The sequence below is a fragment of the Streptosporangium sp. G11 genome, from assembly GCF_051192615.1.
In the GTDB taxonomy this organism is placed as follows: Bacteria; Actinomycetota; Actinomycetes; order Streptosporangiales; family Streptosporangiaceae; genus Streptosporangium.
In genome coordinates this window covers 1-15,526 of record NZ_JBPJUQ010000073.1, presented here as the reverse complement: position 1 = coordinate 15,526, position 15,526 = coordinate 1, and the positions used below count along the sequence as shown (strand labels likewise).

General features: G+C 70.3%; 16 protein-coding genes. 5 read left to right on the top strand and 11 right to left on the bottom strand.

The window, feature by feature from the left end:
* Positions 1-66: 66 nt before the first annotated feature.
* The 5 genes from ACSDR0_RS40140 to ACSDR0_RS40120 form a co-directional block, all read right to left on the bottom strand.
* On the bottom strand, positions 67-1,719 hold the full coding sequence (locus ACSDR0_RS40140) for an acetolactate synthase (protein WP_435294192.1): 1,653 nt from the start codon (positions 1,717-1,719) through the stop codon (positions 67-69).
* 328 nt (positions 1,720-2,047) lie between these two features.
* Positions 2,048-3,043, bottom strand: a complete 996-nt coding sequence (gene bioB / locus ACSDR0_RS40135; protein WP_435294191.1) for a biotin synthase BioB — start codon at positions 3,041-3,043, stop codon at positions 2,048-2,050.
* A 37-nt stretch (positions 3,044-3,080) separates the two neighbouring features.
* A complete protein-coding gene (gene bioD, locus ACSDR0_RS40130) occupies positions 3,081-3,803 on the bottom strand; it encodes a dethiobiotin synthase (protein ID WP_435294190.1) in 723 nt (240 codons plus the stop codon).
* Positions 3,804-3,870: 67 nt separating this feature from the next.
* Positions 3,871-4,590, bottom strand: a complete 720-nt coding sequence (locus tag ACSDR0_RS40125; RefSeq protein WP_329085583.1) for a GntR family transcriptional regulator — start codon at positions 4,588-4,590, stop codon at positions 3,871-3,873.
* On the bottom strand, positions 4,587-5,747 hold the full coding sequence (locus ACSDR0_RS40120) for an 8-amino-7-oxononanoate synthase (protein WP_435294189.1): 1,161 nt from the start codon (positions 5,745-5,747) through the stop codon (positions 4,587-4,589). Before ACSDR0_RS40120 ends, ACSDR0_RS40125 begins: the two co-directional genes overlap by 4 nt.
* Positions 5,748-5,815: 68 nt before the next feature.
* Here ACSDR0_RS40120 and ACSDR0_RS40115 point away from each other — a divergent pair, with 68 nt between their 5' ends.
* A complete protein-coding gene (locus ACSDR0_RS40115; RefSeq protein ID WP_435294188.1) occupies positions 5,816-7,279 on the top strand; it encodes a sensor histidine kinase in 1,464 nt (487 codons plus the stop codon).
* An 88-nt stretch (positions 7,280-7,367) separates the two neighbouring features.
* Here the strand turns inward: ACSDR0_RS40115 and ACSDR0_RS40110 are convergent, their stop codons facing one another.
* Together ACSDR0_RS40110 and ACSDR0_RS40105 are read right to left on the bottom strand one after the other, a co-directional pair.
* Positions 7,368-7,622 (bottom strand): WhiB family transcriptional regulator, encoded by a 255-nt coding sequence (locus ACSDR0_RS40110; RefSeq protein ID WP_350976887.1) that lies wholly within the window; start codon positions 7,620-7,622, stop codon positions 7,368-7,370.
* A gap of 282 nt (positions 7,623-7,904) precedes the next feature.
* Entirely contained in the window at positions 7,905-8,864 is a 960-nt protein-coding gene (locus ACSDR0_RS40105; RefSeq protein ID WP_435294187.1) for a diacylglycerol/lipid kinase family protein, read from the bottom strand.
* Between the two features lie 78 nt (positions 8,865-8,942).
* Between ACSDR0_RS40105 and ACSDR0_RS40100 the strand changes: the two genes are divergently transcribed.
* A complete protein-coding gene (locus ACSDR0_RS40100) occupies positions 8,943-9,329 on the top strand; it encodes a hypothetical protein (protein ID WP_435294186.1) in 387 nt (128 codons plus the stop codon).
* Between the two features lie 7 nt (positions 9,330-9,336).
* Here the strand turns inward: ACSDR0_RS40100 and ACSDR0_RS40095 are convergent, their stop codons facing one another.
* From ACSDR0_RS40095 to sodN, 3 genes are all read right to left on the bottom strand, one after another.
* Positions 9,337-10,137 (bottom strand): RNA polymerase sigma factor SigF, encoded by an 801-nt coding sequence (locus ACSDR0_RS40095; protein WP_344749384.1) that lies wholly within the window; start codon positions 10,135-10,137, stop codon positions 9,337-9,339.
* Positions 10,134-10,559 carry an anti-sigma factor gene (locus ACSDR0_RS40090; protein WP_425583460.1) on the bottom strand — a complete coding sequence of 142 codons (426 nt, stop codon included), beginning with the start codon at positions 10,557-10,559 and terminating at the stop codon, positions 10,134-10,136. The genes ACSDR0_RS40095 and ACSDR0_RS40090 overlap by 4 nt, the downstream gene beginning before the upstream one ends.
* 344 nt (positions 10,560-10,903) lie before the next feature.
* The gene (gene sodN / locus ACSDR0_RS40085) at positions 10,904-11,305 is read right to left on the bottom strand and encodes a superoxide dismutase, Ni (protein WP_362521403.1); all 402 of its coding nucleotides are present in this window, start codon (positions 11,303-11,305) and stop codon (positions 10,904-10,906) included.
* A gap of 90 nt (positions 11,306-11,395) precedes the next feature.
* On the opposite strand from sodN, the gene ACSDR0_RS40080 reads away from it, so the two are divergent.
* Positions 11,396-11,698, top strand: a complete 303-nt coding sequence (locus ACSDR0_RS40080; protein ID WP_435294185.1) for a S24 family peptidase — start codon at positions 11,396-11,398, stop codon at positions 11,696-11,698.
* A 13-nt stretch (positions 11,699-11,711) separates the two neighbouring features.
* Here the strand turns inward: ACSDR0_RS40080 and ACSDR0_RS40075 are convergent, their stop codons facing one another.
* On the bottom strand, positions 11,712-12,242 hold the full coding sequence (locus tag ACSDR0_RS40075; RefSeq protein WP_344923357.1) for a CGNR zinc finger domain-containing protein: 531 nt from the start codon (positions 12,240-12,242) through the stop codon (positions 11,712-11,714).
* Positions 12,243-12,520: 278 nt separating this feature from the next.
* On the opposite strand from ACSDR0_RS40075, the gene ACSDR0_RS40070 reads away from it, so the two are divergent.
* Both ACSDR0_RS40070 and ACSDR0_RS40065 read left to right on the top strand, forming a co-directional pair.
* On the top strand, positions 12,521-13,711 hold the full coding sequence (locus ACSDR0_RS40070) for an NAD(P)-dependent malic enzyme (RefSeq protein ID WP_435294217.1): 1,191 nt from the start codon (positions 12,521-12,523) through the stop codon (positions 13,709-13,711).
* A gap of 281 nt (positions 13,712-13,992) precedes the next feature.
* The gene (locus tag ACSDR0_RS40065) at positions 13,993-15,351 is read left to right on the top strand and encodes a hypothetical protein (protein ID WP_435294184.1); all 1,359 of its coding nucleotides are present in this window, start codon (positions 13,993-13,995) and stop codon (positions 15,349-15,351) included.
* Positions 15,352-15,526: the final 175 nt, after the last annotated feature.

Below are 15,526 nucleotides of genomic sequence, written 5' to 3'. Positions count from 1 at the left end.
CAGGTGTGACGACCGGCTCGCGCCGCGGACCTTCCGGTCCCCGTGCGCGAGCCCGGTGGCGCTCTCCTAGATGCCCGTGGTGTGCCGGGGGTAGGCCACCGAGGGGTCGGTGGCGATGTTGACCATGTAGGGGATGCCGGAGTCGAACGCGCGGCGCAGGGCCGGGCCGATCTCGGACGGGTCGGTGACGAGCTCGCCACCGCCGCCGAGGGCGGTCACCACCTGGTCGTAGCGGCACTGCGGCTGCAGCTCGGCGGCCACGTCGTAGCCGTAGAGCATCTGCATGGGGTGCTTCTCCAGGCCCCACATGCCGTTGTTGCCGCAGATCATCACGACGGGCAGGCGGTGTCGCACGAGCGTGTCGACGTCCATCAGCGAGAAGCCGGCCGCGCCGTCGCCCAGCAGCAGCACCACCTGCGAGGAGGGACGGGCGATCCTGGCGGCGATGGCGTAGCCCAGGCCCGTGCCCAGGCAGCCGTACGGGCCCGGGTCGAGCCAGTTTCCCGGCTGCCGCGGCTCGACGTACTTGCCCGCGTACGAGACGAAGTCGCCGCCGTCGCCGATCACCACGGCGTCGTCGGCGAGGATCTTGCTCAGCTCTCCGTAGATCCGCATCGGATGGATCGGGTCGGACGCGGACTGCAGCAGGCCGGCGTCGGCGGCGATGGCGGCCGAGGCGGCCTCGGACAACTGCGTCACCCAGGGCGCGTAGGTCTTGGGGGAGACGCCCGCGTTGGCACAGGCCGCGCCGAGGCTCCAGAAGAGCAGCGAGAGGTCGCCGGCGGCGACGGCCGCGGGATCCATGTGCGTGGTCAGCTGTGACGGGGCGTCGGCCAGATGCACGACCTTGGCGAGCGGGGCGCCGTCCTTGCCGCCGAACCAGCCGTAGCCGAGGCGGAAGTCGATCGGGGCGCCCGCCACGATCACCAGGTCGGCCTGCGAGAAGGCCATCCCCCTGGCGCGGGTGACCAGCAGCTCGTGACCGGCGGGCAGGATGCCGCGGCCCTGGCCGTTGGGGATGACCGGCAGGCGGTATTCCTCGACGAAGCTCCTGGCGACCTCCTCGGCGCGATCCATCCACACGTCGGAGCCGAGCACCAGCACCGGGTGCTGGGCCTCGGCGATCAGCTGGGCGATTGTGGCCAGCGCCCCGGGATCGGGCTCGAGCGGTGAGGGGGTCAGCGTCTCGGGGGCCCCCTCGAGCGGGGGCGCGGCCGAGAAGAGGTGGTCCATGTGGAAGTCGAGGAAGACGGGACCGCGGTGCGGGGCGAGGGCCGTGCGGAAGGCCATCTCCACGTCCTGCGCGATGGAGTCGGCGCCGGAGCCGGTGAAGGCCAGCTTGGTGATGGGGGCGAACAGCGGCGGATGGTCGATCTCCTGCAGCGCACCCGACCCCCAGCGCGACTGCGGGGCACGGCCTCCCATTACCACGACGGGGGACCCGTTGAAGTGCGCGGTGGCCACCCCGCTGACGCCGTTGGTGATGCCGGGGCCCGCGGTGAGCACAGCAAGCCCGGGTTTGCGCGTCAGCCGGGCGGTCGCCTCCGCGGCGAAGACGGCACTCTGCTCATGGCGGACGTCCAGGATGGGCATGCCCTCGTGGACCGCACCGTCGTAGAGCGGGAAGACGTGCCCGCCGGAGAGAGTGAACATGGTCTCGATGCCATATGCCTTGGAGACGGCGACCGCTATGTCACCTGCGTGCTTGGGAGACTCCATATCGCGCAACCTACCAGTCAGTCACTTGGCCGAACAGGGATTGTTCCCCCTGCCCAGATCCCTTCGTCTAATGCGGCCGGGACATGTCGCGTCTATCCGGAAACAGGCCGCCCAACGCCTGGTGGCGGGCCCCCGCGGCCCCCGCGGGCCGTACGGGATCGCCGGGGAGCCGGGTGCGTACCGAAGCGCACGGGCCCGCCGGGGAGCCGGGCACGGGCCAGGCACACGGGCCCGCCGGGGTGACATCCGGCTCGCGGGACCCCTCAGGTCCTCTACGAGCCTTCGTGAGGCTTCACGGGCTTTTCTCGCGAGGTGGCGGACTCGGGGCTCAGAGGGTGTCGGAGAGCGCCTTGATGGGCATCTTGAGGTCTGCCAGCAGGCCGAGATCGGCCTCGGCCGTACGGCCCAGGGTGGTCAGATAGTTGCCCACGATGATCGCGTTGATGCCGCCGAGCATGCCGTCACGGGTGCCCAGGTCGCCCAGGGTCAGCTCACGGCCACCCGCGTAGCGCAGGATCGTACGGGGCAGCGCGAGCCTGAAGGTGGCGATCGTCCGCAGCGCCTCCGGCCCCTCCAGCAGCGGGAGGGACTCGAAGGGGGTGCCGGGGCGCGGGTTGAGGAAGTTCAGCGGGACCTCGTCGGGCGCCAGCTCGCCGAGCTGCCCGGCGAACTCGGCCCGCTGCTCCCGGGTCTCGCCCATCCCCACGATGCCGCCGCAGCACAGTTCCATCCCGGCCTCGCGCACCATCAGGCAGGTGTCCCAGCGCTCCTCCCAGGTGTGGGTGGTGACGACCTTCTCGAAGTGCGACCTCGCGGTCTCCAGGTTGTGGTTGTAGCGGTGCACGCCCATCTCGGCCAGCTCGTCGACCTGCGCCTGGGTGAGCATGCCCAGCGAGCACGCGACGTTGATGTCGACCGCCTCGCGGATCGCCTTCACGCCCTGGCGGACCTGGTCCATCAGGCGCCGGTCGGGCCCACGCACGGCGGCCACGATGCAGAACTCGGTGGCTCCCGTCGCCGCGGTCTCCCTGGCGGCCTCGACCAGCGAGGGGATGTCCAGCCAGACGGCGCGGACCGGGGAGGAGAACTGCCCCGACTGCGAGCAGAAGTGGCAGTCCTCCGGGCAGCCGCCGGTCTTGAGGGAGACGATCCCCTCGACCTCGACCTCCGGGCCGCACCACTTCATCCGTACCTCGTGGGCCAGGGCCAGCAACGCGGCGAGACGGTCGTCGGGCAGCTCCAGGCAGCTCAGCGCCTGCGCCGCGTCGAGACCACGGCCCTCCCCAAGCACCTGCGTCCGGGCGATCTCGAGGATGTCGCTCATCAAATACCTCCAGCGTGGAGAAGATCCGCGGCTTCGGCTACGGGGAAAGCCTAAGGGTGGCGCGGAAGGAAGCGGGGTCGAAGCCGCCGCCCAGCGCCGGGCCCAGCCCCGCGCGGGCCGCGCGGGCGAAGGCGTCGCGCTCCAGCAGCCCGGCCCCCTCCGGGACGGCGCCCGCCAGCGGCCGGGCGGCCAGCATCTCCAGGTCCGCCACGTTGCTCCGCTCGGCGAGACCGGGCTCGGCCGGCCAGGAGCCGATCACCACCCCGGCGGGCTCCAGCCCGTGGTGGGCCATCGCCTCCAGCGTCAGCGCGGTGTGGTTGAGCGTGCCCAGCCCGGCCCTGGTCACCAGGAGCACCGGTGCCGAGAGCGCGCGGGCGAGGTCGGCCAGGGTCGCCCCCTCCTCGTCGAAGCGGACGAGCAGCCCGCCCGCCCCCTCGACGATCACCAGCCGGTGCGAGGCGGCCAGCTCCTCGATCCGGGCCGCCGCCCGCGCGACGGAGACCGGCGGCAGGCCGGACAGGCGGGCCGCCGCGGCCGGGGACAGCGCGGCGGGGTATCTGGCCAGCTCGAAGGTCGTCCGCACCCCGGAGAGCCGGATGACGTCGTCCACGTCGCCCGGCTCGGTGGCCGACACCCCGGTCTGCGCGGGCTTCACCACCGCGACCGAGGAGCCCCGCTCCCTGGCGAGCGAGGCCACCGCCGCGGTGACGACCGTCTTTCCCACCCCGGTGTCGGTCCCGGTGACCACGAGAATGCTCACCCGTCTCACCTTAGGCGGGACGGGGCGGCGCCGTCGTGCGCGTCGGGTGGAGCGGGGCGCGCGTGGATCAGGGGCGGCGCAGGCGGGTGACGAACTTGTAGCGATCTCCCCGGTACAGGGACTGGGCCCACTCGACCGGGTTGCCGTCCGCGTCGAAGGCGTGCCGGGTGAGCAGGAGCATCGGCAGGCCGACGTCGACACTGAGCACCTGCGCGTCGTACGGGGTGGCCAGCACGGTCTCTATGATCTCCTCGGCGTCGGTCAGCCGTACGTTGTACGCGTTGTACAGCGTCTCGTACAGCGAGGAGTGCACCTCGAGCTCCCGCCTGAGGCGGGGGAAGCGCCGGGCCGACAGGTGGGTGGTGTCGATCGACATCGGCTCGCCGTTGGCCAGGCGCAGCCGGTGGATGCGCAGCACGCGGCCACCGGCGTTGATGGCCAGGCGGCGGGCCAGCGGCTCGTCGGCGGTGACGTAACTGATGTCGAGGATCTTGGTGTCGGGTTCGAGGCCGACGGTCCGCAGGTCCCCGGTGTAGGAGGTCAGCTGGAGGACCTGGGCGACCTTGGGCTGCGCGACGAATGTCCCCTTGCCCTGGATGCGCACCAGGCGGCCCTCGACCACGAGCTCGGACAGGGCTTGGCGCACGGTCGTGCGCGACGTCTCGAAGCGGACCGCGAGCGCCCGTTCGGGGGGCAGGGCGCTGCCCGCGGGCAGGCTCTTGGTGAGGGTGAGCAGGCTGCGCTTGACGTCGTAGTACTTCGGGATCCGCGGGGAGTCGTCGCTCACATGGTCACCTTCATCTCGGCCACGGCGGTGAGTGCACCCCGGATCACCGCTAGATCATCGGAACTCAGATTGGCCCGTGCCGTCAACCGCAGGCAAGAGCGGCCGACCGGCACCGAGGGCGGCCGGAAGCATCCGGCGCGCACCCCGTGTTCCGCACAGATGAGGGCGGCCCGAAGCGCGGTCTCGGGTGGGCCGAGCACGATGGGGACGACCGCACCCGCTGGATCGCCGGTCTCCAGGCCGAGATCGCGGGCCATGGCGGCCAGCTCCCTCGCCCTGGTCCGCACGAGTCCGGGCAGTTCGGGCTGATGGTGAAGGATATCGACGGCGGCCAGTGCCGCCGCCACGCTGCCCGGCGCCAGCCCGGTGTCGAAGATGAACGAGCGGCCCGTGTCGACAAGGGTCTGGATCACCTCGGGCGCGCCCAGCACGGCCCCGCCCTGCGATCCCAGGGATTTGGACAGTGTGATCGTTCTCACAACGCCCGGCTCGGCGGCGAGTCCCGCGGCGTGTACGGCGCCCTGCCCGCGGGCGCCCACGACCCCGATCGAGTGCGCCTCGTCGACGACCAGCAGTGCGCCCTGCCGCACCGTCGCCGCGTGCAGCTCCGCGAGCGGGGCCAGGTCGCCGTCCACGGAGAAGACCGCGTCGGTGACCACGATCGCGTGCTCCTCGTCCCGGCCGGCCAGCGCCTTCTCCACGGCCACCACGTCCTTGTGCGGGGTGACCACGACCCGTGAGCGCGACAGCCGGCAGGCGTCCACGATCGACGCGTGGTTGCCCGCCTCCGAGACCACCAGGGCGTCCCTGCCCAGGGCCGCGACGGCGGCCAGGTTGGCCAGGTAGCCGGAGGAGAACACCAGGGCGCCCTCCGCGTCGGCGAAGGCGCGCAGACGCGTCTCCAGGCGCGCGTGCAGGGCCGTGGAGCCCGTGACCAGGCGAGAGCCCGTGGAGCCGGTGCCCCAGGCACGCGTGGCCGCCACGGCTGCCTCGACCAGCCGCTCGTCCCTGGCCAGGCCGAGGTAGTCGTTGGAGGCCAGGTCGATCAGGCCGTCGTCGTCGGGTGTGCGGGCGCGCAGGACCCGCCGCAGCCCTGACGCCTCCCTCGTGGCCGCTGCCGTGCGGAACCGGGCCAGCGGGTCGGGGGTCTGCTCCATAGGCGGCATCTTTCCAGCCGGACTCACCCGATTCGCGTTCGGGCCTGCAAAGAACGCATGATGCACGGGTGCCGACTCTAAGCGACCTGGCGGTTCGTCACACCGCGCTCGACGATGCGGACCTTGAGTGGATGCACTCGCTGGTGTCCGACTGGCAGCTTCTCGCCGACCTTTCCTTCGCGGACCTGATCCTGTGGATCCCGCTGAAGGAGGGCTCTGGCTGGATCGCGATCGCGCAGATGAGACCCACCACGGGGCCGACGGTCTATCACGACGACATCGTGGGCATGACGGCGTCCAAGGGGGAACGGCCGCTTTTGGAGACCGCCTGGAACGAGCGGCGCATCTGCCGCGAGGGCGACCCCGACTGGTCGAGCGGGGTGCCGGTCCGCGAGGAGACCATCCCGGTGCGGCGGGCCGACCACTTCCTGGGCGTCATCCAGCGCTCAACGAACCTGTCCTCCGCGCGCACCCCGTCCAGGCTGGAGCTCACCTACCTGCAGAGTGCCTCCGACCTGGCCCAGATGGTGGCCGAGGGCCGCTTCCCGTTCTCCGGTGCCGAGCCGATCCTGGTCCGCTCGCCGCGGGTGGGCGACGGGCTGCTCCGGCTCGACCGGGCGGGCCGCGTCACGTACGCCTCGCCGAACGCGCTGTCGGCCTACCGGCGGCTGGGCCTCAACGCCGACCTGGTCGGCGCGGAGCTGGGCCGTACGACCGCCACGCTCTGTTACTCCGACGAGCCCATCAACGAGAACCTGATGCTCGTCGCGAGCGGGCGGGAGCCAAGGGAGACGGAGGTGGAGTCGGGCGGCACGGTCGTACAGCTGCGGGCGATCCCGCTGATCGTCGGCGGCGGGCGGATCGGCGCGCTGGTGCTCATCAGGGACGTGACCGAGCTGCGGCGCCGCGAGCGGGAGCTGATGACCAAGGACGCCACCATCAAGGAGATCCACCACCGGGTGAAGAACAACCTGCAGACGGTGGCCGCGCTGCTGAGGCTCCAGGCCAGGCGGATGCAGCTGCCGGAGGGCAGGGAGGCGCTGGAGGAGGCGGTGCGCAGGGTCGGGTCGATCGCGATCGTGCACGAGACGCTCTCCCACACGCCCGAGGAGCAGGTCGACTTCGACGACATCGCCGACCGGGTGATCGCGATGACGGGAGAGGTCGCGGCCCCGGAGACGCAGGTGGTGCCGCGCCGCGTCGGGACGTTCGGGGTGCTGCGCTCGGAGATCGCGACGCCGCTGGCGATGGTTCTCACCGAGCTGCTGCAGAACGCGGTCCAGCACGGGCTGGCGCAGCGCCAGGGCAAGCTTCAGGTGATCGTGTCACGCGGGGCCGAGCGGCTGGACGTGATCGTGTCCGACGACGGCAGCGGGCTGCCCGAGGACTTCGACCTCGACCAGACCACCAGTCTCGGCCTGCAGATCGTACGGACCCTGGTGGTGGGCGAGCTGTCCGGGCGGCTGACCATCGAGCCGCGCCAGGGCGGCGGGACCGAGGTGGGCCTGAGCATCCCCCTCCCCGCGGTCTGAGCGGGGGAAGGGAAACGCGTCAGGTCACGCCCTCACCGCGGGACGGGACGATCGCCCGGCCCGGGGAGAGGAGGAGTGTCGCAGGGGGTCAGACGCTCGTGCGGGTGCGGGCGCGGGCCGTGCGGCGCTTGAGCGCGCGTCGCTCGTCCTCGCTCAGGCCGCCCCAGACGCCGGCGTCCTGCCCGGATTCCAAGGCCCACTTCAAACATGCTTCACTGATGCTGCACGTGTTGCAGACCTGCTTCGCTTCCTCGATCTGCATCAGGGCGGGGCCGGTGTTGCCGATCGGGAAGAACAGCTCGGGGTCCACGTCACGGCAGGCAGCTCGGTGGCGCCAGTCCATGCGTCCACTCCTTCGTATGAGGAGCCCTTTGCGTTGGCTCCAGCGGCTCACTTTGTGAAGAGTTTCACTAACCAGCGCGAACGAATCCCCGGTCCCTGGTTCGGGTCGGGGGTCTGTCCGCTCGATCGCCGGTGGCCTGGGAGCGAGGTGGCCGCTCAAAGGTCCTACGTTCCGACGTCAATCTCGAGATTGTCAGCCACGCTTAGTGCACGCAAGAGGTTTGGGGGAACGTTTTGCCTGAAATGGATGTCGGATGCGTCACACAGGCCCGTACGTAACCGATTAGACCAAGACCTGTAACGCATCAGGGATAGAACGGAACGTTATCCGTTCGACCTCCCCCAAGTAGTCCCCGTCCAGCTGGAACGCCACGGGACGCCCGGCACTCAGGGTGAACTCCTTCTCGTCGTGGAGTTGCACCAGGTGGCGGCCTGTCGGCAGGGTGTCGCGGTCACCGATGATCTGGGGCATCAGCTGGAGCATGGAGGGCAGGCCGAGGCGCTGGAGACCCAGCAGGTCGAGCCCGGTCTCGAAGCTCGCCCACGGGGTCGGGGACACCGGTCGCGGACCGATGTACGACCACGGAGAGGTGTTGGAGACGACGGCCATGAAGATGCCGCCGGTCCGCGGCACGTCAGGGCCCTCGACGGTCATCGGCGGGTGGCGCTTGTCGGTCGAAAGATAGTGGTGTAACGCCGTGTTCACATAGCGGGTGGGCGTCGCCTTGCGGCCGGTGCCGCGCATCCCCTCGACCGCCCTGATCACCTCGGCGTCGTACCCCAGGCCACTACAGAACGTGAAATATCTACTGTGGTCATTCCAGATCGCCTGGCCGAGCCCGACGGTCCGCCTCCGGCCGTCGCGGATCGCCTCCAGGATCGCCCCCACCGCCTCGACGGGGTCGTTCGGCAGGCCCAGGGCCCTCGCGAAGACGTTCGCGCTGCCGCCGGGGATCGCCAGCAGGGCGGGCCGGTCGGCCGAGCTGCCCTCGTCGCCCGCCTTGCCGTCCACCGGGTCGAGGAGCCCGTTCACCGCCTCGTTGATGGTGCCGTCACCACCCAGCACGGCCACCGCGTCGTAGCCGGAGGCATGCGCCTTGCGGGACAACCGCGTCGCGTGCCCCCGGTAGGCCGTCTCCTCGACGGTCAGGTTCATCGTCGCGCCCAGCGCCCTGATGAGAACGTCCCTGGTTCGCTGGTTGGTCGTCGTCGCCTTCGGATTCACCAGGAGCATCGCGCGCATGAACTCAGCGTATCCGCCGGAAACCGAGCTGAGGCGGCGAAGAGCCGGGCGACGATACCCGGCGATAGGGTTGGCCCCGTGTCGAACCGCCCGATGACCCTCACCGTCGCCGCCGCCGTCATGGCGCTGGAAGGCATGACCGCGCTGCTCCTCGGCGGCTACGTCGGCGTGGAGACGGTGATCGGCCGGCCGTCCGACCTGGTGAGCTCGATCGCCGTCGCCGCGTTCGGGATCATCGTCGGTGCCGCCCTGCTCTGGGTCGGCTGGGGAATGCTCCAGTCAGAGCGATGGGCGCGGAGTCCGGGCGTGCTGACGCAGATCTTCGCCATCCCGGTCTCGGTCACGTTGATCCAGTCCGACCAGCGAGTGATCGGCATCTCGCTGATCGCTCTCGCGGTGATCGGACTGGTCACGCTGCTGTCCCCGCCGACGACGCACGCCCTCTACGGGGACCAGGACAACTAGCCGTTCGTCAGTCGTCGACGGTCAGGCCCTCGCGGAGCTGGGCGAGGGTTCTGGCGAGCAGCCGGGACACGTGCATCTGCGAGATGCCGAGCTCGGTGGCGATCTGGGACTGTGTCATGTTGCCGAAGAAACGCAGCAGCAGGATCCGCTTCTCACGCGGGGGCAGCCGCTCCAGCAGGGGTTTGAGCGACTCGCGGTATTCGACGCCCTCCAGGGAGTCGTCCACGATCCCGAGGGAGTCGGCAACCGCCGGCGCGTCGTCGTCACCGGAGTCGGGCGCGTCGAGGGAGACCGTGGAGTAGGCGTTGGCCGACTCCAGCCCTTCGAGCACCTCCTCCTCGCTCATCTTCAGGAACGCGGCCAGCTCGGCCACGGTCGGCGCGCGCCCCTCCCGCTGGGAGAGCTCGCTGATCGCCTTGGTGAGCGAGAGCTTGAGCTCCTGCAGCCGGCGCGGCACGCGGACCGCCCAGCCCTTGTCACGGAAGTGGCGTTTGATCTCGCCCACGATCGTCGGGGTGGCGTAGGTGGAGAACTCCACCCCGCGGCCGAGATCGAAGCGGTCGATCGACTTGATCAGCCCGATGGTCGCGACCTGGGTGAGGTCGTCCAGCCACTCGCCCCGGTTGCGGAACCGGCGGGCGAGATATTCGACGAGGGGAAGGTGGAGCTCGACGAGCTCGTCACGGATGCGCTGACGCCGCGGGTCGTCGGGGGTCAACTCCACCAGTTCCGCGAAGAGCAGGCGCGCACGCACCCGGTCGGGCACCGCGTGGTCGCTGGCGGCCATGGCACGAGTCCTTTCCGTCACGCCGGCCTCGCCGCGCCTCGGCGCTTGCGGAGGACGATCGCCATACGGTCGGGGGAGTCGGTTACGGCATCCACATCGTCGGCCAGGGCGGTGAGCACCATCCACGCGAAGTCGTCGCGCTTCGGGGGGGTGTTTCCCACCGTGCTGACCTCGACCCGCACTTTCATCAGCTGCCCGGTGAGCTCGAACTCGGCAGTCAGATCGGTGCCGGGAACGGCCTGGGTCAGCAACATCGCGCACGCCTCGTCGACCGCGATCCGAAGATCCTCGATCTCGTCCAGCGTGAAGTCCAGCCGCACGGCAAGCGCGGCTGTCGCCGTACGCAGCACGGACAGATAGGCACTCGTCGCCGGCAGCCGGACGCTCACCACGTCACGGATCCCGCCCATGCCGACTGCGGGCGCCTCGGTGTGTTCGGTCACGTTCCTCCTCGCAGAGTCGCTGACTGCAACCTACAGCCCTGAGACGGTAGTTGGCCCGCTTGGACTCGCGATCGGGGCGATTTGCCACCGTCAAGAACCCCTGAAGATACGCAAAAGGGGCACCGTACTTATGGCGGCTCCGACGCGTCGCGGTCCGGCCCGTACCGGGCGGCGCCGACGCGCCGAGATCCGCCCTGTTCGGCGAGGCCGGGGCGTCGCGGCCCGGACGCCGTGCCGACGGCGGCGTGTTCCCGCCGACCCCTGATCCGGATCAAGGGAGTGTCGCGAGGACGTTTCCTTGATCCGGACCACCGGCACCCTCTCACGACATCGTTGTGAGGGTTTTAAGCCGCCTTGGTCTCCCAGAAGATCTTGGAGATGTCGTCGATCTTGCCGAGGAGCTCGTCGGCCTTGGCGACGTCGACCGTGCCCTTGCCGCCGGCCGCGCCCGCGAGCTTGGTGGCCTCCCAGAACAGCTGGTGCAGCTGCGGGTAGGTCTCCAGGTGCGGGGGCTTGAAGTAGTCGGTCCACAGCACCCACAGGTGGTGCTTGACCAGCTCGGCCCGCTCTTCCTTGATCGTCAGCGCGCGGGAGCGGAACACCGGGTCCTCGTTTCCGGCGTACTTCTCCATGATGGCCTTGACGGATTCGGCCTCGATGCGGGCCTGGGCCGGGTCGTACACGCCACAGGGCAGGTCGCAGTGCGCCGAGGCGATGTGCTTGGGGCGCATAAGTCGTGCGAGCATCGGAAATCCTTCCTTGATGCCAGGTTCAGAATGGTCCGGTTAACGACCTTACTCGTCTCCGAATGCCCGTGTGGGAGGGGGTTACGCTCCATGAGAGTCCGTGTCGCGGGAGAGTCGATGTTGCCCGCGCTGCGACCCGGCGACTGGCTCTGGGTACGGCGCGGCGCGGTCGTGCGGCCCGGAGACCTGGTCGTCGCCCGGCTGCCCTCCGACCCGGCCGTGCTCATCGTCAAGCGCGCCGCGTGGGAGGCGGACGGCGGCTGGTGGCTGGAGAGCGACAACCAGCGCGCCCCCGGCCGGCGCGACAGCTGGGACTTCGGGGCGCTGCCGCCGTCGTCGATCGTCGGCCGGGTGGTGCTGCGCTACTGGCCGGGCCTCTGGCGGGCCCGATAGGCACGGCGCCCGCTTACTGGACGACCTTCTGGCGGGCCCGGTAGGCGGCGACGTTGGCCCGGCTGGCGCACCGCTCCGAGCAGTAGCGGCGCGACCGGTTGGAGGAGGTGTCGAGGTAGGCCCTGCGGCAGGGCGGCGCCTGGCAGAGGCCGAGCCGGTCGACGCCGAGGTCGGTGATCATGGTGGCGAGTCCCATCACCGCGCCCACCGCGTACTGGTCGGCCATCCGGCCGCCCTCGGTGAGGTGCAGGTGCCAGCGCTCGCCGTCGTGACCGGAGATCTGCGGCTGGACCGGATGGTGGATCAGCAGCGAGTTGAGCCGGTCGACCACCGCCTCCTCGTCGCCCGCCTCGGCGGTCTCGAACACGATCATCAGCTCCTCGCGCAGGTCACGCAGGGCCTCCAGGTCGCTCCTGGTGATTCGGCAGCCGGGCCGGTAGCGGCCGCCCTCTTCCAGAAGCAGGCGCAGCCCTTCGAGACCGGTCAGCCGGTCGGGACTGTTGATCAGTAGTACGGCCAGCTCCGCGTAGGAGGTCAGGTCCATCTGGGGATCCGTCGATGTAAGAGGCGGCATGGATTTTGAGTATTACACGATGCGGTGAGGTTAACACCGGGACGGCGAAAGTGAACGGCTTACTCCACCGGAGGCAGTCTCAACATGTGGCACAATCGAGCAACGGGTGACCCCCGTACCCCTCCAGGCGACCGTGCTCAGTGAGCAGGCCCCGAGCGGCTACAGAAGCCCGGGACAGGCTTCCTCCGGCCGCTTCCGAAGGAAACATCCGTCTGTCTGACTGAACTACAGGGGTCGCTGTGGCTGCCATGCCATCCTCCATCTCTCCCGAAGCTCTCGAAGCCCTCGATCTGGATCCGGCCTTCGCCCTGCACCGCGGGGGCAAGCTGGAGGTCCGCTCGACTGTCCCGGTCCGTGACGCCGACGACCTGGCGCTCGCCTACACGCCGGGTGTGGCCAGGGTCTGCAGCGCGATCGCCGACGAGCCCGAGCTGGCCAAGGACTACACCTGGATCTCCAACGTGGTCGCCGTCGTCTCCGACGGCACCGCGGTGCTCGGCCTCGGCGACATCGGGCCCGCCGCCGCCATGCCGGTCATGGAGGGCAAGGCGCTGCTGTTCAAGCAGTTCGCGGGCGTCGACGCGGTGCCCATCTGCCTCGACTGCACCGACGTGGACGCGCTCGTCGAGACGGTCGTCCGGCTCGCCCCCTCCTTCGGGGGGATCAACCTCGAGGACATCAGCGCGCCCCGCTGCTTCGAGATCGAGTCGCGCCTTCGCGAGCTCCTCGACATCCCCGTCTTCCACGACGACCAGCACGGCACCGCGATCGTCACGCTGGCCGCGCTGAAGAACGCCGCGCGGCTGACCGGCCGCTCGCTGGGAGAGCTGCGGGTCGTGGTCGCCGGAGCCGGAGCCTCCGGGATCGCGGTCAGCCGGATCCTGCTCAACGCGGGCATCGGCGACATCGCGGTGGCCGACTCCAAGGGCCTCATCCACGAGGGCCGCGACGGGCTCAACCCGGTGAAGGAGGCCCTGGCGCGCGACAGCAACAGGGCGGGCCTGCGCGGTTCCACCGAGCAGGCGCTGGCCGGGGCCGACGTGTTCGTCGGGCTCTCGGGCTCGACGGTCTCCGAGGCGGCCATCGCGTCGATGGCCTCCGGTTCGATCGTCTTCGCGCTGTCCAACCCGACGCCCGAGGTGCGGCCGGACATCGCGCGCAAGTACGCGCACGTGGTCGCGACCGGCCGCTCCGACTTCCCCAACCAGATCAACAACGTGCTGGCCTTCCCCGGCGTCTTCCGCGGGGCGCTCGACGTCCGCGCCACCACGATCACCGAGAACATGAAGGTCGCCGCCGCCGAGGCGCTGGCCGGGGTGGTCGGGGACGACCTGTCGGCCGACTGCGTGATCCCCAGCCCGTTCGACGAGCGTGTCGCCCCGGCGGTCATCGCCGCCGTCTCCGCGCAGGCCCGCGCCGACGGGGTGGCCCGCCTCTAGGGGCGCGACCTCTCCGGGTGGGTGATCCCGCCGTACAGCGCGGGCTCCCGCCCACCTCATGCTCGGCTGATGCCCACCAGGCACGCGATCGCGGACGCCCCTCGCCGGACCGGCGAGGGGCGTCCGTGCTTTCCGGAAACCCCGATATACGTCACGGATCGTGCTATAAAAAGAGCTCTCAGTTACCTATGTGCGTAAGGTGTGCATCAGGCATCCGATGCGCGCGGGGACAGATCACGCGCGCCGTCGGCGCGCGGGTGGTTCTCGCGGTGAGGGGAGCTATGGAACGCGAGCCCAACCGACTACTCCAGAGGCGCATCGCCGAGGCGGGCTTCACCCACAAGGGACTGGCCCGCCGGCTCAACGATCTCGGCGCGGCTCGCGGCCTGTCCGGTCTGAGGTACGACCACAGTTCCGTGCTGCGCTGGATCGCGGGCCAGCGGCCGAGAGACCCGGTCACGGGGCTGCTCGCCGAGATCTTCGCGCTCCGGCTCGGCAGGGCCGTGAGCCCCGAGGATCTCGGCCTGCCGGCCGTCCTGACGCCTCTCGACCTCGGGCAGGAGTTCAACCACACCTGGCAGGAGGGAATCTCGACCGTGACAGCACTGTGGCGCGGGGACGTGGAGAGACGAAGATTCTTGCTCGACTCCACCTTCGCGATCGGGGCCGGGTCCGCCGGAGCGCTGCGCTGGCTGACCCTTCCGCTGGAGGGCCACCCCGAGGGGCGGGGCACCCGGCGCGTCGGCATGGACGACATCGCGGCGATCCGGGAGGTCACCCGGTCCTTCGGCGAGCTGGACAACAGGTTCGGCGGCGGCAGGGTCCGCCCCGCTGTCGTGAAATATCTGGACACGGCGGTCGCGCCGCTTCTCAGTGACGGCTCGTACGCCGAGAACACGGGCAAGGCGCTGGCGTCGGCCGCCGCCGAGCTGACCCGGCTGGCCGGGTGGATGGCCTACGACCTGGAACAGCACGGCCTGGCCCAGCGCTACCTGATCCAGGCGCTGCGCCTGGCGCGCGGGGCGGGCGACCACGGGCTCGGCGGCGAGATTCTCGCCGGGATGAGCCACCAGGCCATATATATAGGACAACCCGCCCATGCGCTCGACCTGGCCAGGGCCGCACAGCTCTCCGCCCGCCGGGCCGGGGTCTTCGCCCTGCTGGCCGAGACGCATGTCCTGGAGGCCCACGCCCACGCGGCGCTGGACGATCGCGCGGCGTGCGCGAGCTCCCTGCACGAGGCCGAGCTGTCCTTCGACCGGCGCAGGGCCGGTCACGAGCCCGACTGGATCTCCTACTTCGACGAGGCCTACCTGTCGGCGAAGTTCGCGCACTGCTTCCGCGATCTGGGCGACGGGCCGGGCGCGGTACGGCACGCCAGGCGTTCGCTGGAGATGGACGGGCGCTACGTGCGCGGGCGGATGTTCAACCTGTCGCTGCTCTCGGCCGGGCTGCTCGCCTCGGGGGAGCTGGAGGAGGCCTGTTCCGTCGCGGTGGAGGCGCTGGAGCTGGCGAAGGGACTGGAGTCGGCCAGGACCAGGTCGTACGTCGCCGACCTGCGGCGGAGGCTGGATCCCCACGCCGCCGAGCGACCGGTGGTGGAGCTGAACGAGCGGGTCGGGGAGCTCAACCCCGCCTGAGCGCCGGCTAGGGGATCTCGCCGCTGGGGGATCTCGTCGGAGGCTTCCGGTGGGGGATGGCCGAAGGGGCCCGGCTGGTGCCGGGCCCCTTCGGGTGAAGCTAAGTAATGCTGGTGGTGCTGTGAGTCTGAGGTTTGGACGCTCAGGCTCGGGTGATCGTCAGGGAGCTACTACT

Excerpts from the sequence above, each read along its gene's own strand:
- ACSDR0_RS40140 (WP_435294192.1), bottom strand. The coding sequence starts at position 1,719 with ATGGAGTCTCCCAAGCACGCAGGTGACATAGCGGTCGCCGTCTCCAAG.
- bioB (WP_435294191.1), bottom strand. The coding sequence starts at position 3,043 with ATGAGCGACATCCTCGAGATCGCCCGGACGCAGGTGCTTGGGGAGGGC.
- ACSDR0_RS40120 (WP_435294189.1), bottom strand. The coding sequence starts at position 5,747 with ATGGAGCAGACCCCCGACCCGCTGGCCCGGTTCCGCACGGCAGCGGCC.
- ACSDR0_RS40110 (WP_350976887.1), bottom strand. The coding sequence starts at position 7,622 with ATGGACTGGCGCCACCGAGCTGCCTGCCGTGACGTGGACCCCGAGCTG.
- ACSDR0_RS40105 (WP_435294187.1), bottom strand. The coding sequence starts at position 8,864 with ATGCGCGCGATGCTCCTGGTGAATCCGAAGGCGACGACGACCAACCAG.
- sodN (WP_362521403.1), bottom strand. The coding sequence starts at position 11,305 with ATGCTCGCACGACTTATGCGCCCCAAGCACATCGCCTCGGCGCACTGC.
- ACSDR0_RS40080 (WP_435294185.1), top strand. The coding sequence starts at position 11,396 with ATGAGAGTCCGTGTCGCGGGAGAGTCGATGTTGCCCGCGCTGCGACCC.
- ACSDR0_RS40075 (WP_344923357.1), bottom strand. The coding sequence starts at position 12,242 with ATGGACCTGACCTCCTACGCGGAGCTGGCCGTACTACTGATCAACAGT.
- ACSDR0_RS40070 (WP_435294217.1), top strand. The coding sequence starts at position 12,521 with ATGCCATCCTCCATCTCTCCCGAAGCTCTCGAAGCCCTCGATCTGGAT.
- ACSDR0_RS40065 (WP_435294184.1), top strand. The coding sequence starts at position 13,993 with ATGGAACGCGAGCCCAACCGACTACTCCAGAGGCGCATCGCCGAGGCG.